Source organism: Mesorhizobium sp. M0119, from assembly GCF_040322615.1.
Taxonomy (GTDB): Bacteria; Pseudomonadota; Alphaproteobacteria; order Rhizobiales; family Rhizobiaceae; genus Mesorhizobium.
The window spans coordinates 1-22,377 of sequence record NZ_JAMYTU010000061.1 but is presented as its reverse complement, the minus strand read 5'-3'; the positions used below and the strand labels follow the sequence as shown (position 1 = coordinate 22,377).

At 63.4% G+C, this 22,377-nt stretch carries 25 protein-coding genes and 1 pseudogene; 14 read left to right on the top strand and 12 right to left on the bottom strand.

Features of this window, described 5'->3' with window-relative positions:
* Window positions 1-330: SAM-dependent methyltransferase (locus NKJ40_RS29620; RefSeq protein WP_352469084.1), on the bottom strand; the 330-nt coding region annotated here is incomplete at its 3' end.
* A 175-nt stretch (window positions 331-505) separates the two neighbouring features.
* Between NKJ40_RS29620 and NKJ40_RS29615 the strand changes: the two genes are divergently transcribed.
* A complete protein-coding gene (locus NKJ40_RS29615; RefSeq protein WP_352469083.1) occupies window positions 506-691 on the top strand; it encodes a hypothetical protein in 186 nt (61 codons plus the stop codon).
* A gap of 7 nt (window positions 692-698) precedes the next feature.
* Entirely contained in the window at window positions 699-884 is a 186-nt protein-coding gene (locus tag NKJ40_RS29610; protein ID WP_352469082.1) for a hypothetical protein, read from the top strand.
* A 72-nt stretch (window positions 885-956) separates the two neighbouring features.
* Here the strand turns inward: NKJ40_RS29610 and NKJ40_RS29605 are convergent.
* The 5 genes and pseudogenes from NKJ40_RS29605 to rph all read right to left on the bottom strand — a co-directional run bounded on the left by NKJ40_RS29605 (window position 957) and on the right by rph (window position 4,266).
* Window positions 957-1,279: pseudogene (locus tag NKJ40_RS29605) on the bottom strand (low molecular weight protein tyrosine phosphatase family protein).
* Window positions 1,280-1,283: 4 nt separating this feature from the next.
* A complete protein-coding gene (gene hemW / locus NKJ40_RS29600) occupies window positions 1,284-2,447 on the bottom strand; it encodes a radical SAM family heme chaperone HemW (protein WP_352469081.1) in 1,164 nt (387 codons plus the stop codon).
* Window positions 2,444-3,106 carry an RdgB/HAM1 family non-canonical purine NTP pyrophosphatase gene (gene rdgB / locus NKJ40_RS29595; protein WP_352469080.1) on the bottom strand — a complete coding sequence of 221 codons (663 nt, stop codon included), beginning with the start codon at window positions 3,104-3,106 and terminating at the stop codon, window positions 2,444-2,446. The genes hemW and rdgB overlap by 4 nt, the downstream gene beginning before the upstream one ends.
* Window positions 3,106-3,516: a VOC family protein gene (locus NKJ40_RS29590; RefSeq protein WP_352469079.1), complete on the bottom strand. Its 411-nt coding sequence runs from the start codon at window positions 3,514-3,516 to the stop codon at window positions 3,106-3,108. Before NKJ40_RS29590 ends, rdgB begins: the two co-directional genes overlap by 1 nt.
* 33 nt (window positions 3,517-3,549) lie before the next feature.
* Window positions 3,550-4,266 (bottom strand): ribonuclease PH, encoded by a 717-nt coding sequence (gene rph / locus NKJ40_RS29585; protein ID WP_292658263.1) that lies wholly within the window; start codon window positions 4,264-4,266, stop codon window positions 3,550-3,552.
* A 132-nt stretch (window positions 4,267-4,398) separates the two neighbouring features.
* On the opposite strand from rph, the gene hrcA reads away from it, so the two are divergent.
* The 6 genes from hrcA (at window position 4,399) to NKJ40_RS29555 (ending at window position 9,851) form a co-directional block, all read left to right on the top strand.
* On the top strand, window positions 4,399-5,511 hold the full coding sequence (gene hrcA / locus NKJ40_RS29580; RefSeq protein ID WP_352469078.1) for a heat-inducible transcriptional repressor HrcA: 1,113 nt from the start codon (window positions 4,399-4,401) through the stop codon (window positions 5,509-5,511).
* Between the two features lie 33 nt (window positions 5,512-5,544).
* Window positions 5,545-5,742: a hypothetical protein gene (locus NKJ40_RS29575; protein ID WP_352469077.1), complete on the top strand. Its 198-nt coding sequence runs from the start codon at window positions 5,545-5,547 to the stop codon at window positions 5,740-5,742.
* A 99-nt stretch (window positions 5,743-5,841) separates the two neighbouring features.
* The gene (locus tag NKJ40_RS29570) at window positions 5,842-7,197 is read left to right on the top strand and encodes a PQQ-dependent sugar dehydrogenase (protein WP_352469076.1); all 1,356 of its coding nucleotides are present in this window, start codon (window positions 5,842-5,844) and stop codon (window positions 7,195-7,197) included.
* An 87-nt stretch (window positions 7,198-7,284) separates the two neighbouring features.
* Entirely contained in the window at window positions 7,285-7,902 is a 618-nt protein-coding gene (locus NKJ40_RS29565; protein WP_352469075.1) for a LysE family translocator, read from the top strand.
* 167 nt (window positions 7,903-8,069) lie between these two features.
* Complete coding sequence (gene cysK / locus NKJ40_RS29560) at window positions 8,070-9,050, top strand: cysteine synthase A (protein WP_352469074.1); 981 nt, start codon at window positions 8,070-8,072, stop codon at window positions 9,048-9,050.
* Between the two features lie 177 nt (window positions 9,051-9,227).
* On the top strand, window positions 9,228-9,851 hold the full coding sequence (locus NKJ40_RS29555) for a glutathione S-transferase family protein (RefSeq protein ID WP_352469085.1): 624 nt from the start codon (window positions 9,228-9,230) through the stop codon (window positions 9,849-9,851).
* A 15-nt stretch (window positions 9,852-9,866) separates the two neighbouring features.
* Here NKJ40_RS29555 and NKJ40_RS29550 read toward each other — a convergent pair whose 3' ends face one another.
* Together NKJ40_RS29550 and NKJ40_RS29545 are read right to left on the bottom strand one after the other, a co-directional pair.
* A complete protein-coding gene (locus NKJ40_RS29550) occupies window positions 9,867-11,123 on the bottom strand; it encodes an RNA polymerase sigma factor (RefSeq protein WP_352469073.1) in 1,257 nt (418 codons plus the stop codon).
* Window positions 11,123-11,476 (bottom strand): YciI family protein, encoded by a 354-nt coding sequence (locus tag NKJ40_RS29545; RefSeq protein WP_352451868.1) that lies wholly within the window; start codon window positions 11,474-11,476, stop codon window positions 11,123-11,125. The genes NKJ40_RS29550 and NKJ40_RS29545 overlap by 1 nt, the downstream gene beginning before the upstream one ends.
* Window positions 11,477-11,731: 255 nt before the next feature.
* On the opposite strand from NKJ40_RS29545, the gene NKJ40_RS29540 reads away from it, so the two are divergent.
* The 3 genes from NKJ40_RS29540 to NKJ40_RS29530 all read left to right on the top strand — a co-directional run bounded on the left by NKJ40_RS29540 (window position 11,732) and on the right by NKJ40_RS29530 (window position 15,331).
* Window positions 11,732-12,691 carry a TAXI family TRAP transporter solute-binding subunit gene (locus NKJ40_RS29540; protein ID WP_352469072.1) on the top strand — a complete coding sequence of 320 codons (960 nt, stop codon included), beginning with the start codon at window positions 11,732-11,734 and terminating at the stop codon, window positions 12,689-12,691.
* A gap of 163 nt (window positions 12,692-12,854) precedes the next feature.
* A complete protein-coding gene (locus tag NKJ40_RS29535; RefSeq protein ID WP_352469071.1) occupies window positions 12,855-14,951 on the top strand; it encodes a TRAP transporter permease in 2,097 nt (698 codons plus the stop codon).
* Complete coding sequence (locus NKJ40_RS29530; protein WP_352469070.1) at window positions 14,948-15,331, top strand: DUF1850 domain-containing protein; 384 nt, start codon at window positions 14,948-14,950, stop codon at window positions 15,329-15,331. Before NKJ40_RS29535 ends, NKJ40_RS29530 begins: the two co-directional genes overlap by 4 nt.
* Here NKJ40_RS29530 and NKJ40_RS29525 read toward each other — a convergent pair.
* The 4 genes from NKJ40_RS29525 to NKJ40_RS29510 all read right to left on the bottom strand — a co-directional run bounded on the left by NKJ40_RS29525 (window position 15,220) and on the right by NKJ40_RS29510 (window position 17,805).
* Complete coding sequence (locus NKJ40_RS29525; RefSeq protein WP_352469069.1) at window positions 15,220-16,242, bottom strand: DUF4166 domain-containing protein; 1,023 nt, start codon at window positions 16,240-16,242, stop codon at window positions 15,220-15,222. The two genes, NKJ40_RS29530 and NKJ40_RS29525, sit on opposite strands and share 112 nt — an antisense overlap.
* Window positions 16,200-16,970 (bottom strand): saccharopine dehydrogenase NADP-binding domain-containing protein, encoded by a 771-nt coding sequence (locus NKJ40_RS29520; protein WP_352469068.1) that lies wholly within the window; start codon window positions 16,968-16,970, stop codon window positions 16,200-16,202. Before NKJ40_RS29520 ends, NKJ40_RS29525 begins: the two co-directional genes overlap by 43 nt.
* Window positions 16,971-17,020: 50 nt before the next feature.
* Complete coding sequence (locus tag NKJ40_RS29515) at window positions 17,021-17,401, bottom strand: thiol-disulfide oxidoreductase DCC family protein (RefSeq protein ID WP_352469067.1); 381 nt, start codon at window positions 17,399-17,401, stop codon at window positions 17,021-17,023.
* Window positions 17,402-17,658: 257 nt separating this feature from the next.
* The gene (locus NKJ40_RS29510) at window positions 17,659-17,805 is read right to left on the bottom strand and encodes a hypothetical protein (protein ID WP_023718851.1); all 147 of its coding nucleotides are present in this window, start codon (window positions 17,803-17,805) and stop codon (window positions 17,659-17,661) included.
* A 407-nt stretch (window positions 17,806-18,212) separates the two neighbouring features.
* Between NKJ40_RS29510 and NKJ40_RS29505 the strand changes: the two genes are divergently transcribed.
* The 3 genes from NKJ40_RS29505 to ligD all read left to right on the top strand — a co-directional run bounded on the left by NKJ40_RS29505 (window position 18,213) and on the right by ligD (window position 22,198).
* Window positions 18,213-18,719, top strand: coding sequence for a YciE/YciF ferroxidase family protein (locus NKJ40_RS29505; RefSeq protein WP_352469066.1), 507 nt, complete (start codon window positions 18,213-18,215; stop codon window positions 18,717-18,719).
* 125 nt (window positions 18,720-18,844) lie between these two features.
* Window positions 18,845-19,696 carry a non-homologous end joining protein Ku gene (gene ku / locus NKJ40_RS29500; RefSeq protein WP_352469065.1) on the top strand — a complete coding sequence of 284 codons (852 nt, stop codon included), beginning with the start codon at window positions 18,845-18,847 and terminating at the stop codon, window positions 19,694-19,696.
* Window positions 19,697-19,705: 9 nt separating this feature from the next.
* Window positions 19,706-22,198 (top strand): DNA ligase D, encoded by a 2,493-nt coding sequence (gene ligD, locus NKJ40_RS29495; RefSeq protein WP_352469064.1) that lies wholly within the window; start codon window positions 19,706-19,708, stop codon window positions 22,196-22,198.
* Window positions 22,199-22,377 lie beyond the last annotated feature (179 nt).

Genomic DNA, 22,377 nt, shown 5'->3' with positions numbered 1-22,377 from the left:
GATGAGCGGCGTGCCAGCATCCGAGATCAGCGCTACGCTCTGCCCGGCCTCGAGTGCCGCGATCAGCTTCGGCCCGGCCTCGCCGGCATTGTGCTCGTGGTAGGCGGTGGTGCGGCGGCGGATGCCGTAGCGGTCGAGCAGCACGCGGCTGACACGTGTGTCCTCGCAGGCGACGATATCAGCGGCGGCGAGCGTTTCCAGCGCGCGCAGCGTGATGTCGGCGAGATTGCCGATCGGCGTCGCCACCAGATAGAGCGCCGGCTCGAGCGGCCGGGCGGCAATCTCGGTCTGCCCGACCACATAACTGCGTTTGGCCAATTCGCCGGTCACCTGCACAACTCCGTTCGACCCTGTTTGGCACGGCTTACGCTTGGTTGCAAAAGCTTGGGTTGCAAAGCCCGGGTTCCAAAAGGGATGCCGACGTGAACCAGCCGCCATGCCTTCGCCATAGTAGGGAACGAAACCGTTGCCGGCGAATTTTACCCCTGATCTCGGGAGGAGCAGGATGGACAGCCTGACGATACAGGACGTTTTCGAACCCTACTATGCCGGCCGCAAGCGCTTCGCCGCGCCATGCGACAAGAGCCTGCCTGCCGAAGCCGCAGATGGCAGAGCCAAGAAGCCGCTTGCCCGCCAGCGATCGGCAGAGAGCAAGCCCGCAACCGAAACCGACCGCACGATGGAGCACTGACCGGACGATGCCCAATCGCTTCGACATTTTCATCACCCGCCTCGAAACAAAAAGCGCCCGCGATGGCGCAGCGTCACATCCCACAGCCGACCAGCACCGTGCCTCGCGCGACAAAAGCGAGATCAAGCCGGCGCGCTCCGGAGAGACCAGCGAAAAAGATCGCGCCAAACACCGCCACAAGCACGAGGCTTGACCACCGCAGACCTTCGCGATTGGTCGAGACAGCTCTCGAATGCGCGGTTGCGCATGCTCCGCGATGTATCGTTCAACCTAGACACTTCGAGACGCGCGCCTCCAGCAGGCCCACCAGAGCCGGGTCCATGAATTCATAGTCGTCGGGAATATCGAGGCAGATTACTCGAGCCTTTTCATGCTTGTCTTGAATTTCTGCTGCAGTTTGGCGCGGTGCGTTTTTTCCATCACGAAGATGATGTCGGCCCAGGCGACGAGTTCATGCGTCAACGGAGTGTCGGCATCGTGATTGGTGCCCGCTGATGCGACCTCGATGTCCCGCCGCTTGGAAAACAGCTGCTCCGCCGTCGGGCTGCGCAAGCGATTCTGGCTGCAGACGAAGAGAACGTTCTTCAACGTGCTATCTGGCCAGATCCGCCACGACCGCATCGAGCACGATCATGCCGGCCGGCGTGGCGCGCAGGCGGGCATTGCCGATCGGCGCCACTAGGCCTTCGTCCTGCAGCACCGACAGCCGTGCCGTCGACAGGCCGCGCCCTGAAAACGCCTCGTAGCGGGAAAGATCGATGCCTTCCGCCAGCCTCAGCCCCATCAGCAGGAACTCGTCGGCCTCTTCCGACCGCGTCAGGATTTCGCCGCCGGTAACGCCATGGCCCTTGGCCTCGACCAGATTGGCCCAGGTCTCCGGCATTTTCTCGGCGATCGTCACCACGCGCCGCCCGCTCTCGACGAAGCGGCCATGCGCACCGGGACCGACGCCGACATATTCGCCATAGCGCCAATAGGTGAGATTGTGCCGGCTTTCGGCGCCGGGCCTGGCGTGGTTGGAAATCTCGTAGGCCGGCAGTCCGCGCGCGGCGGTGATCTCCTGCGTCAACGCGTAGAGATCGGCGGCAAGCTCATTGTCTGGAATGATGAATTTCCTTGCCGCATGCAGTGCATGGAACGGCGTGCCTTCCTCGATGGTCAGCTGATAGAGCGACAGATGGTCTGCGGCGTGGCCGATCGCCTGCTCGAGCTCCGTCTGCCACGCTTCGGGCGTCTGGTCCGGCCGCGCGTAGATCAGGTCGAAGGACAACCGTGGGAAAATCTCGCGCGCCAGGCCGATCGCATGCAGGGCCTCATCGACATTGTGCAAACGGCCGAGAAAGCGCAGATCCTTGTCGTTCAGCGCCTGCACGCCAAGCGACACCCGGTTGACGCCCGCCGAGCGATAGCCGCGAAAGCGCTCGGCCTCGACGGAGGAAGGATTGGCCTCCAGCGTCACCTCGATGCCATCAGGCACCGTCCAGTTCTTCGCCACTGCATCCAGCACCGCCGCCACGGTCTGCGGCTTCATCAGCGACGGCGTGCCGCCGCCAAGAAAGATGCTTGTCACCTCGCGCGGTCCCGTGCGGCCGCGCATGGTCGCCAGCTCGGTCTCGAAGGCGTGGGCAAAACGCTCCTGGTCGACCGGCTGGTGGCGGACATGGCTGTTGAAGTCGCAATAGGGGCATTTGGCCGCGCAGAACGGCCAGTGGACGTAGACGCCGAAACCAGGGCTGCGGTCGAGCAGCATGGTCATGCGGCGGCCAATCGGGCTTGGGCGAATTTCTGAAAGGCGCGGGCACGGTGTGACAATGCGGTTGGCTGGCCGGGCTTCCAGCCATGCTTTTCCTCCGCGCTCATCTCGCCGAAGGTCTTTTCGAACCCGTTGGGCAAGAACACCGGATCGTAGCCGAAGCCGAGCTCGCCGCGTGGCGGCCATACCAGTGTGCCCTCGACCTCGCCGCGAAAATATTCCGCCTGGCCGTCGGGAAAGGCCAGGCAGATCACCGCGACAAAGCGGCCCTTGCGCTGAGCAGGCGTGATCGCGCCAACTTCCTGCAAAGCCACTTCCGTGCGCTGCATGGCCATGCCGAAGTCGCGGGAGCCGTCCGGCGTCTCGGCCCAGTTGGCGGTGTAGACGCCGGGTGCGCCGTCGAGCGCATCGACACATAGGCCGGAATCGTCCGACAGCGCCGGCAATCCAGTGGCCTTGGCGGCGGCCAAGGCTTTTATGAGGGCGTTCTCCTCGAAGGTGGTGCCGGTCTCGTCCGGTTCCGGCAGGCCGTATTCCTTGGCGGACTTCGCTTCTATGCCGAACGGCGCCATCAGATCGGCGAATTCCCGCAATTTGCCAGCGTTATGGCTGGCGACGATGATCTTATGCCCGTCAAGCGAGTGAACAGTTGGCGAATGCATCAGATGCCCCAGATTCTTGGCTCGGCGAATTCGATCGAATTGCCCGAGGGGTCGCGAATATAGATCGAGCGGCCGCCCTGCGGCCATTCGAACTCGCTTTCGATGGCGATTTTCTTCGCCTCAAGATGGGCTTTCCAGCGCGGGATTTCATCCGCGCTTGCGGCGAAGCAAAGATGCCCCTCGCCGACGGCGCCATGCGGCGGCACTTTGAGCTTGGCATCGGACGCCGGCGGCACCTTGGTCGCCTCGGCATTGAAGATGAGCAGCACGCCGTCGCCACAGCGGAAGAAGAGATGCCTGCCGTCGACTTTGCCGAGCGGATCGAGCCCGAGCACGCCCGAATAGAACCGTTCCGCGGCAGCAAGATCCGTCACGTAGAGTGCTGATTCCAGGATTGCGGAAGGGGTCACAGGATCGTCAACCTCATCGTCATAAACTAAAGATCAGTCCACGGCCATCTGCTGCAGGCTGACCAGGCGCTGAATGCCCTTCTTGGCCAAGACCATCAGCGCCGCGAACTGCTCTTCCGAGAACGGCTCGCCCTCGGCCGTGCCCTGGATCTCGACGATACCGCCCTTGCCGGTCATGACGAAATTGGCGTCGGTGCCGGCCGAGGAATCCTCGATGTAGTCGAGATCGATGACCGGCTGGCCATCATGGATGCCGCAGGAGATCGCCGCAACGTGATCCTTCAGCACCTTGCCAAGGCTCGCCATCTGGCGGACTTCCATCCAGCGCAGGCAATCGTAAAGCGCCACCCAGCCGCCGGTGATCGAAGCGGTGCGCGTGCCGCCGTCGGCCTGGATCACGTCGCAGTCGACGGTGATCTGCTGCTCGCCGAGCGCCTGCAGATCGACCACGGCGCGCAGGGAGCGGCCGATCAGCCGCTGGATTTCCAGCGTGCGGCCGCCTTGTTTGCCGGCCGAAGCCTCGCGGCGCATGCGCTCGCCGGTCGAGCGCGGCAGCATGCCATATTCCGCCGTCACCCAGCCCTTGCCGGAATTGCGCATCCAGCCCGGCACCTTTTCCTCCAGGCTGGCCGTACACAGCACATGCGTGTCGCCAAACTTCACCAGGCACGAGCCTTCCGCATGCTTGGAGACGCCGCGCTCGAAGGAGATGGGGCGCATTTCGTCGAATTGGCGTTTGGAAGGGCGCATTCAGGCTTCTTTCTTTCTTCGGAATCTTGGCCGGGCTTGTAGCCGCACGGGGCGCTAGGCGCAAAGGAAAATGGACCGGTTGCGCCGCCGCCGCGGAAGTCTATATCTTCGGGGCGGAGGTTTTTGGCTCGAATGACCAAGGCAGTCGATCCCGGTTCGCAATCGCACGTGCTTCCGTCGCACGCGCTGCAATCGCCCGCGCTTCAATCGCTCGACATGCGTTCGCGCGACATCTTTCGGCGCATCGTCGATTCCTATTTGAAGGATGGCGAGCCGGTCGGTTCGCGCAGCCTGTCGCGCATCCTGCCGTCGTCGCTGTCGCCGGCCACCATCCGCAACGTGATGAGCGACCTTGAGCATCTCGGCCTGATCTATGCGCCGCACATTTCGGCCGGCCGGCTGCCGACCCAGGCAGGCCTGCGCTTCTTTGTCGATGCTTTCATGGAACTGGGTGACCTCTCCGACGAGGAGCGCCGCACCATTGAGGCGCAGGTGCGCGCCTCCGGCTCGGGCGCGACGCTGGAGCATATGCTGACCGAGGCCAGCCAGATGCTGTCCGGCATGTCGCGCGGCGCCGGCCTCGTGCTCGCCGCCAAGAACGAGGTGGCGCTGAAGCACATCGAATTCATCCAGCTCGAGCCGACCAAGGCGCTGGCCGTGCTGGTCTCGCAGAACGGCGACGTCGAAAATCGCGTCATCGATCTGCCCGCCGGCATCACCGTCTCGCAATTGCACGAAGCCTCCAACTTCCTCAACGCCCATATCCGCGGCCGCACCCTGGCCGAGGCGCGGGTCGAGATCGCCCGCATCAAGGAAGAGACCAGGGCAGCCCTCGACACGCTGTCGCAGGATCTGGTCGAGAAGGGCCTGGCGGTCTGGGCAGGCGCCGAAAGCGGCGTGCCTGGGCGGCTTATCGTGCGCGGCCGCGCCAATCTCCTGGAAAACGTCACCGCCCAGGCCGACATAGAATTGCTGCGGCATCTGTTCGAGGATCTGGAGACGCAGGATGGGCTGATCCAGCTCCTCGACCTCGCCGAGGAAGGTCCGGGGGTGCGCATCTTCATCGGTTCGGAAAACAAGCTGTTTTCGCTGTCTGGCTCCTCGCTGGTGGTGGCACCCTATCGCGACAAGGACGCGCGCGTCGTCGGTGCGCTCGGCGTCATCGGGCCGACGCGGCTGAACTATGCCCGCATAGTACCGATGGTCGACTATACCGCGCAGCTGATTTCGCGCATGCTGCGCTAGGAGCCGCCGCGGCCTGCCGCAAGGAGAAAAAGAATGGCGCTGGAATCGTTCAAGGCCCAGATTAGCCTGCTGCTCGAGGAAATGGTCAATCAGCCTGAGGATCAGCACGAGGTGCAAGAGCAGTTGCGTGAGAAGCTGCAAGAGATGCGGGCCATGGGCCTGCCGCTGCCGGCCGATCTGGTCGCGCTGGAAAAGCGCCTTGATGAGGATTTCTACGCCTCTGGCAACTGAAGGGGTTCGGCTTCAAATCCTCGTGTTCCGGACGACCGCTTGGAACGACCAATGCCTCATTCCGTTTGCCCTCTTCGAGGCGAATCCCGGAGGACGTTGATGACCCGATCTGGCGGCTTTGCGGCCATTGCCGCTGCTCTCCTTGTCGCGACACCGGCATCCGCCCAGCAGTCGGATCAGAAGGTGCTCAAAGGCGAAGCAGCTTTTGGCGATTGGCACGCCGACAGGCCTGGCGTCCGCCGCCTGATCGGGCCGCAAGACATGCCGGCAGCCGACCCCGCTCAATCCGCTTCGAACGGCGCCGGCGTGGCGGAGCGGCCCGAAAGCGCCAAGCCAGAATTGCCTCCGGGCTTTTCGGCCGAAATGATCGCCTCCGGACTCTATAATCCGCGCGTCGTTCGCGCCGCTCCGAACGGCGACCTGTTCATCGCCAACGGCCATGCCGACCAAATACGCGTCTACCGTCTGGCCGAGGGCCGCGCCAAACCCATCGAGAAAGCGATTTTCGCCAAGGGCCTCAACTATCCATATGGCATCGCCTTCTATCCGCCAGGGGACAAGCCGCAATGGGTCTATGTCGCAAACAGCGACAGCATCGTCCGCTTCCCCTATCGCGACGGTGACCTAAAGGCGTCCGGTAAACCAGAAACCATTGTCGCCAAAATCCCGTCGGGCGGTCACTCGACCCGTGACATCGCCTTCTCGCCTGACGGCAAGACCCTTTTTTTATCGGTTGGCTCGGACTCGAATGTCGCCGAGGACATGGACAAGCAACCCGATGGCGGCCTCGACGCCTGGGCGAAATCAAAGCCGCTCGGTGCAACGTGGGGCTCCGAGGAAGGCCGTGCCGATGTGCTCGCCTTTGACCCGGATGGGAAAAATTCCCGAACTGTCGCCACCGGCCTGCGCAACTGCACGGGCATGACGGTGCAGCCCGCCAGCGGCGCGTTGTGGTGCGTCGTCAACGAGCGCGACGAGCTCGGCGACAATGTGCCGTTCGAATTTGCAACTGAAGTCAAGGACGGTGCGTTCTATGGTTGGCCTTGGTACTACATCGGCAATAACGAGGATCCGCGCCATCAGGGCGAGCGGCCAGACCTCGCCGGCAAGGCCACTGTCCCCGATGTATTGATGCAGGCGCATTCGGCGCCGATGAACATAGCCTTCTACGACGGCAAGAACTTTCCGACGGATTACCAGGGTGACGCTTTCGTCACCATGCATGGTTCGTGGAACCGTGGCGCCAGGACCGGCTACAAGGTGGTGAGGCTCAAATTCAGGGATGGCAAGCCGACCGGCGAATATGAGGACTTCATGACCGGCTTCGTTATCTCGAACGACGCCGTCTGGGGCCGCCCGGTCGGTGTTGCGATGGCCAAGGACGGCTCCCTGATCGTCACAGACGACGGTAACGGCACCATCTGGCGCGTTACCTACGAAGACGGCCGCTCCTGAACGGCGGTGTCGCCTGCTGCGCTGGCGCAATCGAATCCGGGCCGAGGGAATTCACCCAACTTCAACATCGTGCCACAAGCGCGAATCATGACGCTCACCGGATTCCTCGCCTATAGCGCCGCCCTCGGCATCGCCGCAGCCATCCCCGGCCCAGGCGTCACCGCGCTTGTTGCGCGTGCGCTGGGTTCCGGCTTCCGCTCGTCGCTGGCCATGTCGTTCGGGCTGATACTCGGCGACCTGACCTATTTGACTGCCGTGGTCCTCGGCCTGGCTTTCGTCGCACAAACTTTCGGCATGGTCTTCCTGGCCATCAAATGGCTGGGCGTCGCCTACCTCGCTTTTCTTGGCTGGCGTTTCTGGACGAGCGGCATCACGCCCGAAACGGTGGAGGCAAAGAAAGGCAAGGGCGGCTTGGCATCCAGCTTTGTAGCCGGTCTCGCCGTCACACTCGGCAATCCGAAGACGATGATCTTCTATCTTGCCATCACCCCGACCATCGTCGATCTGAAGGCGATCACGCTGGTCGACTACGCGATCCTTGTCGCGCTCACCATCGTCGTCCTGCTCGTGGTGCTGGTGCCCTATCTGGCGCTGGCGGCCAAGGCGCGCTGGTTCCTGAAGTCGCCGCGGGCGCTGAGGGCACTCAACCGCACCGCCGCCGGATTCATGGTCGGTGCGGCGGCGGCAATTGCCGCCCGCCAATAGACCTCTTTCGCCAATCCGCCCAGGGATTGTCACGCCTTGCAAGGGCGGGGGTATTCAGCACGAACTTCACTCGGATATTTTTCGATCGACAGCCTATCTTGCGCGGTGGATGGCTCTATCCTATGCCCGCCCCGACTCTTGCCGCTTGACCTCTGGGAGGAAAATCAATGAACAAGCCCGCCACCCCCACACACGTGCCCGGCCGCGGCCGCATCTACAATTCGATCACCGAGACGATCGGCGACACGCCGCTGGTGCGGCTTGATAAATTCGCCAGGGAGAAGGGTGTCGTCGCCAATCTGCTGGCCAAACTCGAATTCTTCAACCCGATCGCCTCGGTCAAGGACCGCATCGGCGTGTCGATGATCGAGGCATTGGAGGCTTCGGGCAGGATTACGCCCGGCAAGACCACGCTGATCGAGCCGACCTCGGGCAATACCGGCATCGCGCTCGCCTTTGCCGCCGCCGCCAAGGGCTACAAGCTGATCCTGACCATGCCGGAAACCATGTCCGTCGAACGCCGCAAGATGCTGGCGCTGCTCGGTGCCGAACTGGTGCTGACCGAAGGGCCGAAAGGCATGAAGGGCGCCATCGCCAAGGCGGACGAGCTGGCGGCAACGCTGCCTGACGCCGTCATTCCGCAGCAATTCGAGAACCCGGCCAATCCGGAAATCCATCGCCGCACCACCGCCGAGGAAATCTGGAACGACACCCAGGGCGAAGTCGATATCTTCGTTGCAGGCATCGGAACCGGCGGCACCATCACCGGCGTCGGCCAGGTGCTGAAGAAGCGCAAGCCCTCGGTGCATGTCGTCGCCGTCGAACCGGAAGCCTCGCCGGTGCTGTCGGGCGGCCAGCCAGGCCCGCACAAGATCCAGGGCATTGGCGCCGGCTTCGCGCCAAAAATCCTTGACACGACGATCTATGACGAGATCGTCAAGGTTTCGAACGAGGATTCGGTTGCCAATGCACGGCTCGTCGCTCGGCTCGAAGGTGTGCCGGTCGGCATCTCGTCGGGTGCCGCCCTGCAAGCGGCGATCGTCGTCGGCTCGCGGCCCGAGAACAAGGGCAAGAACCTTGTCGTCGTCATCCCCTCCTTCGCCGAGCGCTATCTCTCGACGATCCTGTTCGAGGGATTGGGTGCTTAGACACGAGAGTTTTTGACCGGTTCGTAGCGATCCTTCGCGCTGCCCCTCCGGCATCAAACGTTCTGTATCAACGCTTCGGCGTGGATCGCTGAAAAACCACCTGTGGCGGGCGTCGTTCGCTTGAGCGGCGAGTCACTTCCGTATCAAATCGTCGCTGCCCGGCTGGCGGAGGACTTCATGTACAAGCTCTATACGCGTGCCAATACCGGCGGCTTTGTCGTCGAGGCGGCGCTCGCTTTGACGGGTGTGCCTTTCGACCAGATCGACGTTCCGAAGGGCCGACTCGATCAGACCTTTTTAGACATCAGCCCCTTGAACCAGGTGCCGGTCCTGATCTTGCCGGACGGACGTTCGATGACCGAATCGGCGGCGATCTGCATCCTGCTGGCCGAGCGCCACCCGGAAGCAGGACTGGCGCCCACAGCAAGTTCGCCTGACCGTGCCGACTTCCTGCGCTGGATGTTTTTCATGTCCTCCGTCATCTATTCGGCTGACCTGCGGTTCTTCTACGCTCATCGCTACACGACCGATCCCCGCGGCGTGGACGCTGTCAAACAGGCGGCGGTCTCGGAAATGGATCGCAGCTTCGCCATTCTCGATGCCGCCCTCGCAGGCCATGACTGGCTGGCCGGCGACCGGCTCTCGCTGGCCGACATCTATCTCGTCATGTTGGTGGCCTGGCATCCGGAGGTCGCGAAGGTTCCAACCGCTTGGCCGAATATCGAACGCCTGTGGGCCAATTTGCGGGAACATCGGGTGATGAAGAGGCTGAATGCTTCCCACGACATGTGGCCGGCCTGAGCACTCCGCCTTGTCTCAGTTTCTTTCCGCGCGGCCGAGCCCTGCCCGTCGTTCCTGCAGGAACCGACGCACGGCCGGATCGCGTTCGAGGCCGATAGCCCGGTCATAGGCCTCGCTCGCTTGCGGAACTTTGCCGAGTCTGGCCAGCAGGCCCGCGCGGGCGGCCCAGTAAGGTTGATAGTCATACAGCCGCTTGTCGCCGCTGAGTTGATCAAGGGCGCCCAATCCTGCCGAAGCACCTTCGGCCTCGGCAATCGCCACTGCACGGTTGATCGACACCACCGGCGAGCCGGCAATCACCGACAGCGCGTCGTAGAGCTCCTTGATCGCGACCCAGTCGGTACAACCGGTCAGCCGCCGTGTCGTATGGGCGGACTGCACAGCGGCCTCGAGCTGGTAGCGACCGACAACACCCTCGGCCGCCGCGCGCCCGAGCAGCGCCTCCGCTTCGTCGATCATTGTGTCGTCCCAAAATGCAAGATCCTGCTCGGCCAGCGGCACATAGTCACCCGCCGCATTGCGCCGGGCTGCACGCCGCGCCTCGGCGAACAGCATCAGCGCCAGCAGGCCGAGTGCTTCCGGCTCATCCGGCATCAGCGAGGCGACCAGCCGACCGAGCCAGATGCCTTCGGTCGCGAGATTGCGGCGCCGCGTTTCGGTGCCGGCCGGGTCGGACCAACCTTCGGCAAACGCGGCGTAGATTGCTTCCAGAACGGTGCCCAGCCGCTCGCCGAGCTCGGCCCGTTCCGGCACGCGGAACGGAATGCCTGTCTCGCGAATTCGCATTTTGGCGCGCACCAGGCGCTGGCTCATCGTGGCTGGCGAGACAAGAAAAGCCGAGGCGATGGTCGCTGCGTCGAAGCCCAGGACCGTCTGCAGGATCAGCGGTGCTCGCACGCCGGCCTCGATTGCCGGATGGGCACAGGCAAACATCAGCCTGAGCCGCTCGTCCGGCAGGTCTTCGTCGGCCACGCGTGCCTCCATCTCCTCGGCGATCAGCCTAAGGTGGTCGCGGGCCGCCTCGATTGTCAGTCGCCGTCTGACAGCGTCGACGCGGCGCTTGCGTGCCACCGCCAGCAGCCAGGCTTCCGGCTTGTCGGGCACGCCCGCCTGTGGCCAACGCTCGAGCGCCGCTGCAAAGGCGTCGGCCAAGGCGTCCTCGGCAGCGGCCACGTCGCGTGTGCGCGCGGCGAGATAGGCGACCAGCTTGCCGTAGCCTTGCCGGGCGGCCGCTTCCGCCGCCGCCCGCGCGGTGTCGGGCAGTTCCGGCATCACATGGTGAGTTCCCAGATCGGCCGCACCTCTACCGTGCCGGTGCTGGCGCCTGGGCAGCGCGCCGCCCAGGCAATAGCCGCGTCGACGTCCTCCGCTTCGATCATATAGAAGCCGGCAAGCTGCTCCTTCGTGTCGGCATAGGGGCCGTCGAGCACGTTGCTCTTGCCATTGGCCATCCGCACCGAGGTAGCGGATTGCGTCGGCTTCAGCCGGTCGCCGGCGAGCCAGGCGCCGGATTTCTTCAACGCTTCGGTGTAGGCGACGTACGCGCTCGACATCTGTGTCACCGCGTCTGCTGGCGCCGCTGCCATCCCCGCTTCGTTTCCGTAGATCAAAAGCATATATCGCATGGTCTTCTCCCGTTTCTAAGGCCGCATCGTTGCGAGCCGGACGTATGTCGCGCGGCCCTGCCGGATTTCGACAAGCGCTGGAAAAATCTTTCTGCCGCGATGCGACCTCGCGCAAGCGCCAACGTGTTGCGGCACTGCTTAGCCGTTCGTCTAATCGCTGCTGTTGCGGGTTGGCATTTCCCGCCCGCTGTCTAAACTCGCTTCACTTCGTGCCGCAGAGGAGGGCACGGGGCGAATTTTCAGGGAGGAAATCGCATGCTCAATTTCAGGACGAAATTTATTGCGGCGGGCGTGCTGGCGCTGTCGCTTGGCCTTGGCGCGGTATCGGTCAAGGCACAGGAATTCATCAACGTGCTGACCGGCGGCACGTCCGGCGTCTACTACCCACTCGGCGTCGCGCTGTCGGAAATCTACGGCAAGGGCATCGAAGGCGCGCGCACCCAGGTGCAGGCGACGAAGGCCTCGGTCGAAAACCTCAATCTCTTGCAGCAGGGCAAGGGCGAGATCGCCTTTGCGCTCGGCGATTCCGTCAAGCTGGCTGCCGAAGGCAATACCGAAGCCGGCTTCCCAGGCAAGCTCGATAAGCTGCGCGGCATCGCCGCCATCTATCCCAACTACATCCAGATCGTCGCCAGCAAGGAATCCGGCATCAAGACGCTCGCCGATCTCAAGGGCAAGAGCTTATCTGTCGGCGCGCCGGCCTCAGGCACCGAGCTCAACGCCCGCACGATATTTGCCGCTGCCGGGCTGAAATACGAAGACCTCGGGCGGATCGAATATCTGCCCTTTGCCGAATCGGTGGAACTGATCAAGAACCGCCAGCTCGACGCCACGCTGCAATCGGCTGGCCTTGGGGTCGCGTCGATCCGTGACCTCGCCACCTCAGTGCCGGTAAACATCGTTGCCGTGCCGGAGGAGGACGTCGCCAAGATCGGCTCGCCCTATCTTTCCGTGGTCATCCCCAAGGGCACCTATGAGGGCCAGACCGAGGATGTCGCGACCGCCGCCATCGGCAATTTCCTGATCACCAGCGCCGATGTCTCCGACGAGACCGCCTACCAGATGACCAAACTGCTGTTCGAGCATCTCGACCAGCTCACCGCTGCCCACGCCGCCGCCAAGGGGATCGACCCGGCCAAGGCGCTCGACGGCATGCCGGTGCCGCTGCATCCAGGCGCCGAGAGGTATTACAAGGAAAAGGGATTGGTGAAGTAAGGAGCCATCCCTCCCCCTTGAGGGGAGGGTGGACAGCCGCCGAAGGCGGATGGACGGGTGGGGTCGGTTGAGTCCGCGCACTGCCGCACCGACCCCACCCGCCTCGCTTCGCTCGGCACCCTCCCTCGAGGGGGAGGGGAGCGCCCCGCCAGGAACCCCGCTAATGACCGCAACCCCGACCGTTCTTTCCCCCACAGCGGAAGCTCCTGTCGAAGGATTGCCGCCGGGCTTCGGCGAAGGCATCGCCGGCAAGGCGGCTTTTTTTATCGCCGTCGCCTTCTCCATCTTCCAGATATACATCGCCGCCTATGGCAGCCTGCCGAGCCAGGTCGTACGCGCCATGCATGTCGGCTTCCTGCTGCTGCTCGGCTTTGCCCTAATCGCCAATCTGCGCGCCAAAAGCGTCCCGGCGAAAGCAGTGTTCTGGACGCTCGGCGTGCTTGGCTTCGCCACCGGTCTGTACAATTGGGTGTTCTATGCCGACCTCATCCGCCGCTCCGGCTTTCTCACCGCGCCTGACCTGATCGTCGGCGCGGTGCTGGTCGTGCTGGTCTTCGAGGCGGCGCGGCGGTTGATGGGGCTGCCGCTCGCCGTCATTGCCTTCATCTTTCTCGCCTACGCATTTGCCGGCAATCATCTGCCGCCGCCTTTCATCCATCGCGGCTATGATTTCGCCCAGCTCGTCGACACCTTCGCCTATGGCACCGAAGGCATCTACGGCACGCCGATCTATGTCTCGGCCGCCTACATCTTCATCTTCGTCGTCTTCGCCGCCTTTCTTGAGCGCGCCGGCATGATCGCGCTGTTCAACGATTTTGCGCTTGGCCTGGTCGGCTCATGGCGCGGCGGCCCGGCGCAGGTCTGCGTGCTGTCCTCCGCGCTGATGGGCACCATTTCCGGTTCCGGCGTCGCCAATGTGGTGGCCAGCGGCCAGTTCACCATCCCACTGATGAAGCGCTTCGGCTTCCGCTCGGCCTTCGCCGGCGCCGTCGAGGCGACCTCGTCGATGGGCGGCCAGATCATGCCACCGGTGATGGGAGCGGTTGCCTTTATCATGGCCGAGACGCTGAACATCCCCTATGCCGCGGTGGTCAAGGCGGCGATCATTCCGGCGCTGCTCTATTTCGGCGCGTGTTTCTGGCAGGTGCACCTGGAAGCCGGCAAGGCCGGCCTGCACGGCATGGCCAAGGCCGACCTGCCCAATCCGTGGGATGCAGTGAGACAACATTGGCCGCTGGTACTGCCTCTCGCCGCACTGATCTACCTGCTGTTTGCCGGCTACACACCGGTCTTCGCCGGCACCATGGGCCTGGCGTTGACCATTGTGCTCATCCTCGGCACGCCGCTGGCAGCATCGATCGGGCCGCTCGCCTTCCGCGTCGTCTTCTGGCTGGCGCTCGGGCTTGCCGCGGCTTCCTTCATGAAATTCGGCGTCAACATCCTCAGCGTGGTCATCGCCGTGCTGGTCGTCGCCTGCCTCACCTTCAAGGGCGGGCGCGAGACGCTGCGCATATGCGTGGATTCCCTTGCCGAGGGAGCAAAGAACGCGCTGCCGGTCGGCATTGCCTGCGCCATTGTCGGCATCGTCATCGGCACGTTGACGCTTACCGGCATCGCCTCGACCTTCATCGGCTGGATCATCTCGATCGGCGAGAACAATCTGTTCCTGTCGCTGCTTTTGACCATGCTCACCTGCCTGGTGCTCGGCATGGGCATACCGACCATTCCCAACTACATCATCACTTCGTCGCTGGCCGGGCCAGCGCTGCTGTCGCTCGGCGTGCCGTTGGTGGTCAGCCATATGTTCGTCTTCTACTTCGGCATCATGGCCGATCTCACTCCGCCGGTCGCGCTGGCCGCCTTCGCCGCCGCACCCATGGCCAAGGAAAGCGGCCTCAAGATCGGCATCCAGGCCACCAAGCTTGCCATTGCCGGCTTCGTGGTGCCGTTCATGGCGGTCTATACCCCGGCGCTGATGCTGCAGGATCCCGGCCCGATCGCCGCCCAGTTCGGCTATCCCGTCGAGGTCGCTTATATCGTCATCAAAGCCTGCATGGGTATCGTGCTCTGGGGCGCCGCGGCCGTCGGATTTTTCGCCCGGCGCATGGCCTGGTGGGAACGCCTCGTCGCGTTCGCCGCCGGCGTGCTGCTGGTTGCGGCGCTGCCGCTCACCGACGAGGCGGGCTGGGCGCTGTCCCTTGCCTGGATCGGCTGGCACTGCTGGCGCGCGCGGCAGGCTTCGCTGGCCAATTCAGCATGAGCCTCTGCATCGTCGCGGCTGGCAAGACGGTGACGCTCGCGGTCGCTGCCTTCACGCTCTCCTGGATGCATTCGGTGGAGAAGACTCAGTGGCAGGAAGACTGGAAGGTGCTGCCGTCCGGCCTGGAGCTGGTCGAGGCCCGCATCAAGGGATCGGGCGCCGGGATGGAGCCGCCGCAAGGCTCGGCACTGCGCGACGGCTGGTGGGTCTATGCGCCCAAGCTCAGGCCACAGCGGCGCCTGGTGCTCGCCGCCTCGGGCGCTACGGGTCAGGGCTGGACGCTGTGCACGGCGCAGGACTGCCGCGAACTGGCCAAGCTGGCAGGCGACACGATCTCGCTGGAGCCGTGCGGGCCGGAGGGCTCCAGCCAGCCGCGGTAGCGGGCGATCATGCCGGCAAGCGGATGCGAGATCTCGACATGGAAGCGGAAGCGGCCATCTTCCACCGTTTCGTAGGAAGTCGAGCGTGGACCGAGCCACATCGGAAGCGGCAGGCCAAAAAAGCTCCAGCGGCGCAAGACCAGCATCAGCCGGCTGTCCTCGGTAACCAGCGCCATCGCGAAGGTCAGCGGGCCGAAGCGTTCGCACAGCAGGCGCTGCGATCGACCGCGGCCTGCGAACTGCAGGCTCGAAAAACTGTGCTTGCCGAATGTCCGCGTCCAGGTCTCGCCGTCCTTGTCGGTGTCGAAGCGGACATGAACCGGGATGTCCTCGCTTGCCCCGGGGAAGCCGACCATCCAGGCCATTAGCCGGCCAAGAACATTGCGCCCGCGTTCGACGCGCGCGCGGCCTGCGGCCGTGATCGTACGGTCATGCATTGACCGTATTGCCTCGAGAAGGCCTTGCCAGGCGGCACCGAGCAGCTCGGCATAAAGCGGCTTGTCCTCGTCCGCGGCCCCGTTCCCGAAGCCGGTGTAGATCGTCCGCCCGGCGAACAGGGCCTCATAATCCCGGAGCTCCAAATCGCGCACCGCCGCCCGTGCACCCGGCGCGGGCTGATGTCCGGCCAGCGCTTTGCGGACCAGCGCTTCGACCGCCATAGACGGGATCAGCGGCCCATCATTGCCCTCGGCCAAGAGATGCCACGAGCGCTTGACGATGGCGCCCGCCCGGTCCGATCCCTCCACCTCTACGAACATGCCGCCGCGATGCTCGCCCCAGCGCAGCCGGTTCGTTGCCTGATGCATCAGCGGCGCCAGCGGCAAAAGCGAACCGATCAATCCGGCACGCACCAGCCAGGCGAGGCAGATCAGGGCGCGGTGCAGCACCTCGGGTGCCGGCCCAGCTCCCATCCAGATGGTCTTCGCCTCCGGCCAAAGCGCGGCCAGAGCACGCAGGTCCGGAACGTCGACGAGCGAAAACAGCGTGTTTCGAAGCGGCAGCCGGCCCGGCGGCGCGATAGTATAGCGCAGCTGCTCGGTAAACGGACGGCCTTGTTCGGGACGGCCATTACGAACAAGGCGCACCGGTTGACCGGTGTAACCGGCGATAGCGCGAATGACGTTTCCGCCGACACCGGCGAAGGCGACGGCGCGATGCCGCCGCGAATGCCGTCAACCCGCGTCAGGTCCGAAGACAGGCGACGCACCACCGCCGCCGTCAGCACCGGAAAGCTCGAGACGCCGGACAGCACGAAGACGCCGGCGTTTCGCGCCGCCTCGTCGAACGCAGAGACACCGGCGACGAAATCCGAGCCGTCGGCTAGATCGAGATAGTTGATGCGCCGGGCGATGCATGCCTCGATCAGGCGATAGCGTCCCTCGCCATAGGCCTGGAACGGGCCGCTCGCGTCGACTACAATATCAGGCTCAAATGCAGCGAGTTGCGCAGCGAGATCGCCGTCACGGTCGAACAGTGCCGGCACCAGCTGGGCTGCTGTCGGGGCGCGCTTCTTGCAATGCGCGTCAGCCTTGGCGAGCGAGCGCCCGGCGACGATCAGGATCAGACGCGGCTCGCCCTCCAAAAGCTCGACGGTGCGACCGCCAAAGGTACCATAGCCGCCGACGACAAGAACCTTCATCCGCAATCCCCCCAAATGCCCCGCGCCGCTCCCGGCCACGGCAATGCGCCTTAGCCGATCAATCTTGCCCTCACCTCGGCGGAAGGTATTTCACAATTGTCCTTCTTGCCGAACAGGGCGTAGCGGTTCTTTGCGATGCGGTCGTAGAGCCAGTCGCGAAGCGGGCGCGGCAACAGCAGCAGGATCCGCGCCGCCCGCCACGGCCAGCCGAGTTCGGCCATGACGGCAACGAAACTGTCCAGGCGGGTGAAAGCGGCGCCATCGACGATGACGAGATTGGTCTCGTAGCGATCCGTCCGCAGCCCGAATTTCTTGAACAGCATCTCGCCGAAGGGCGACTGCGCCGTTACGAAATGGAAGCGGCCCTTGCGGTCGAGCTTCACCACCATGCGCACAAAGCCCGAGCACAACACGCAAATACCGTCGAACACGATCAGCGGGCGACTCGATTCGAATTCTGGCGGCTCAGGAGAATGGTTCGGCTTGACGATCACGTGGCGCCCGGCAGCTAGTGTCAGGCGACACTAGGCCTGCCGGCGGCTGGATCAAAGCCCGGAATGCTAGAGACTTGGCGTTGTCGCACGCCGTCTGTCGGTCAGCGCAGGGCGCTCGGCGCGATAGGTCGTTGACCGGTTGTCGGCGTCGGGCCGGCAGATACGGCTGTCGTGACGGCTCTCCACGCTCATCATCAGTGCACGCTGATCCCAAGCGTGTTGCCACGGCGCGCGCAGGCGGGGCCTGGGCCGCGCATATAATAGCGCTCGGGCCGATAGGTCGGCGCGACGAATTCGCGGATGGCGGCGGCATAGCCGGCGATTTGATTCCAGAAGCTCATTTTACTCGGTCCCTGTCCCGTTTCGGATGTCCCTTCCGAATTGCGGGGATCATAGCGTCCAGGCGTGAATAGTCGGTGAACGCGATGTTAATCTCTGGTCAAAAATGCCTTTGTTCATGGCTGGAATGCGGCTGATTCGCGGTGTTTCCATGCAGTCCGCCGGCATTTCGTCCAGTGTGACTTTTGCATCACATATGTTTCGCCTGAATGTCGCAGAAGCGCGGTTTTGTTTCAGGTTCTTACTGGACCGCGAAATTTCCGTGCACGCGGCTGGAAAACCAGGAACCCGCCCGTCAGCCGCACGTTGATTGCCCAGTGCCGGGACGAACCGGTTCGTAGGCTGTGGTGCCCGGATTGGGCCGCAGCCAAAAATCCGAAACCGCAAGAGCAATGGAAAGGCAAAGGCCATGGGCTTCTTTTCGAAGGATATCAAAACACTCGACGATCTGTTCGTGCACACGCTGCGCGACATTTACTACGCTGAAAAACAGATCGAGAAATCGCTGCCGAAGATGATCGACAAGGCGAGTGATCCGCAGCTGAAAGCCGGCTTCGAGAAACATCTCGCCCAGACCAAGGGTCATATCCAGCGTGTCGAGCAGGTGTTCGAACTGCACGGCGTGAAGGCCAAGCAGGTCGACTGCCCGGCCATCGACGGCATTCTCGAAGAGGCCGACGACGTCAGCGGCGACATCGCCGACAAGGAGGTCCTCGACGCTGCGCTGATCGCCTCCGCCCAGGCGGTCGAGCATTATGAGATGACCCGTTACGGCACCTTGATTGCCTGGGCCAAGCAACTGGGCCGCAGCGACTGCGCCAATGTGCTGGCCAACAATCTCAAGGAGGAACAGGCGACCGACCGCAAGCTTACCGAGATGGCGGAAAGCAAGATCAACCTGCAAGCCGCCGAGTAGGGCCGCGATCGAGAATGGAGTTCAAGGCAAGGCTGGGCTGAAAGTCCGGACTTGCCTTTGCGCCGCCGGAACCGGAACGGACTTTGCCCGTTCTCGGTTGAACATTGTCGCGCAGGGAGTTTGTCATGGCGCCGCGCCCGGCCTGGAGAGGGTATCTCAAGCTTTCGCTGGTCACTTGCGCCGTCGAACTGACCAATGTCGTCACCCAGGCCGAGAAGGTCTCGTTCCGCGTGCTCAACCGCAAGACCGGCAACACTGTCAGGCGCGTCTATGTCGATTCGGCAAGCGGCAAGCCGCTCGATGAAGGCGACGAGATCAAGGGCTACGAGATCGGCGACGACGACTTCGTCCAAATCGAGGAGGAGGAGATCGAAGCCGTGCAGATCGAATCCTCGCATACAATGAGCCTCGATGGGTTCATCGAAAAATCCTCGATCCAGCAGATCTATCTCGATACGCCCTATTATGTGACGCCCGCTGACGAGGTCTCGGAAGAGGCCTTTGCCGTCATCCGCGATGCCATGGCCGCCAAGAAGACGGCGGGGCTAGCCCGCATCGTGCTCTATCGCCGCGAACGTCCGGTGGTCATCGAGCCGTTGGGCAAGGGTCTGCTGCTGACGACCCTGCGCTATGGCGATACGGTTCGCAGGCCCGAGATGGTGTTCGGCGACATCAAGCCGGTGAAGACCGACGCCGAGATGATCAGGCTGGCCGAACACATCGTCAATGAGAAACAGGCGAAGTTCGATCCTTCCGAATTCGAGGACAAATACGAAAACGCGCTGATCGAGCTGGTCCGCGCCAAGAAGGCCGGCAAGAAGGCACCGAAGACAAAGGCAGAACCACGGCCCTCCAACGTCGTCAATCTCTTCGATGCACTGAAGAAGAGCCTTTCGTCGGAAGCCGGTGCGCCGACAAAGACCGGACGCCCGGCAAAAGGCGCCAAGCCCAAAGCCGCTCGGCGCAAATCTGCTTAGGATCAGACCATGGCCAGCCTCGAGCAGTATCACGCCAAGCGCAATTTCAAGAAGACCGCCGAACCGGCCGGCAAGCTCTCGCGCGGCAAGAAAGCCGAGCCGGGTGGCATTTTCGTCATCCACAAGCATGCCGCCACCCGGCTCCACTACGACCTGCGCCTTGAGCATGGCGGTGTGCTGTGGAGCTGGGCGGTGACGCGAGGCCCGAGCCTCGACCCGCACGAAAAGCGGCTCGCCGTGCATGTCGAGGACCACCCGATCGACTATGCCCCGTTTGAAGGCACTATCCCGAAGGACCAATATGGCGGCGGCTCGGTCATTGTCTGGGACGAGGGAACTTGGGTCCCCGATGGCGACCCGGCAAAGGCAATGAAGAAAGGCCACATCAACTTCGAATTGCACGGCCACAAATTGCATGGCGCCTGGCATCTGGTGCGGCTGAAGCCGCGTCCGGGCGAAAAGCGTGACAACTGGTTGCTGATCAAATCCGACGATGCCGCCGCGCGTCCGGGCGAGGACATTTTGCAGGAGGCGCCGCAATCGGTGAAATCCGGCCTGACCATCGAGGAGGTCGGCGAAGGCAAGACCGCCGACGGCAAGAAGCCAAGGGTCTGGCAGTCCGACAGGCCGGCTATCGGCAAGAAGGCGGCAAGGCGGCTCGAATTCATCGAACCGGCGCTCGCAACGCTGGAGCGGGACGCTCCGCCCGGCAAGGACTGGCTGCATGAGGTGAAGTTCGACGGCTATCGCATGCAGGCGCAGCTAGCGGGCACCGAGGTGCGGCTTTTGACACGCGCCGGCCTCGACTGGACCGACAAATTCGGTGGCGCAATTGTCGCGGCACTTGGCGGCCTGAAATGCACCGATGCCATCATCGACGGCGAAATCGTCGTGCTGGCGGAGAATGGCGTGTCGTCCTTCTCGCTGCTTCAGCAAGATCTGTCGGCGGGCCGTACGGACCGTTTCGTCTACTATGTCTTCGACCTGTTGCGTCTCAATGGTGAGGATATCCGTTCCGAGCCGCTGGTCGAGCGCAAGGAAAGGCTGCGCACCTTGCTCGCCGGACAGGCCGAGGATCAGGCCGTGCGCTTCAGCGACCACTTTGCCGAGCCCGGCAAGATCATGCTGGAGCACGCTTGCCGCCTGGGCCTCGAAGGCGTCGTCTCCAAGCGCGCCGATGCGCCCTACCGCAGCGGCCGCGTTCCCTCGTGGGTGAAGTCGAAATGCACGGCGCGCCAGGAATTCGTCATCGGCGGCTACATGCCGTCGGACAAGACCGGGCGCGGCCTGCGCTCGCTGCTGGTCGGCTATCACGAGGGCGGCAAGCTGCGCTATGCTGGCCGCGTCGGCACCGGCTTCACGGCCAAAAGCACCAACGAACTGAAGAAGAGGCTTGATGCGCTGAAGACGACAACCTCGCCCTTCGACAGGGCGGTGCCAAGGGGCAAGGGGCTAGTCTGGGTCAAGCCCGAACTTGTCGGCGAAGTGGAGTTTCGCAGTTGGACGTCGGACCGTATAATACGCCACGCGTCGTTCCAGGGATTGCGCGAGGACAAGCCGGCGGAGGAAGTCGTGCAGGAGAAACCGAAAGCACGCTCAGCCACGGCAGAGCCGAAGCCAAAGCCCGCCAAACCCGCAGGCGCGGCGAAAACCTCGGTTACGCTGTCCCGCCCCGATAAGCTTCTGTGGCCCGAGGAGAACGTATCGAAGCAGGATCTGGTCGATCACTACGCGCTGGTCTGGCCGCGCATGAAGCAATTCGTCATCAACCGGCCGCTCAGCCTCGTGCGGGCGCCGGACGGCGTTGGCGGCCAACGGTTCTTCCAAAAACATGCCTCGGCCGGCATGCACGACAAGATCGCCGTGATGAAGGATCCCACCGACGGCGAGGAGATATTGTTCATCCGCGATTTCGACGGTGTCGTGGCCCTGGTGCAGCTCGGCGTCGTCGAGATCCACATCTGGGGCTGCACCACGGACGAACTGGAAAAACCCGACCAGATCATCTTCGATCTCGATCCCGACGAGGGTGTCGACGTGAAGGCGGTGCGTGCCGCGGCGCTCGATATCCGCAGCCGGCTCGACGAACTGTCCCTGCCGAATTTCGTCAAGACCTCGGGCGGCAAGGGCTATCATGTCCTCGTGCCGCTGAAGCCGTCGGCGGACTGGGACGAGGTCAAAGGCTTCGCCCATGAGTTCGCCCGAGCGCTCGAACAGGGCGCACCCGACCGCTACACGGCGACGCTGTCGAAGAAGGCGCGCACGGGCAAGATTTTCGTCGATTATCTGCGCAATGGCCGCGGCGCCACCACGGTTGCACCTTATTCGTCGCGCGCCAAGAAAGGCGCCACGGTTTCGATGCCGGTGACGTGGGCGGAAATCGAGGCCGGATTGCCGCCGAACGCCTTTCCGATCGGCGACAAGACGACGCTGAAGCGGCTCGGGCAAGCCGATCCCTGGGCTGATTTTTTCAAGCAGGCCAAGCCGCTCAAGCGCGGCTAATGCATGTCGCGCAAAAGTGTGCAGCGGTTTTGCGACAACGACATGCATCAAAACAAGAACCTGAAGCGCGTCACATGAGGCCGGTCGAACGCGACGCGCTTGTCTTATGACATTCATTGCGAAGAGGCGAGAATGAACCGCTGGGAGAGAGTAGCAGCTCTCTCGTCAGCGGCGAGGGA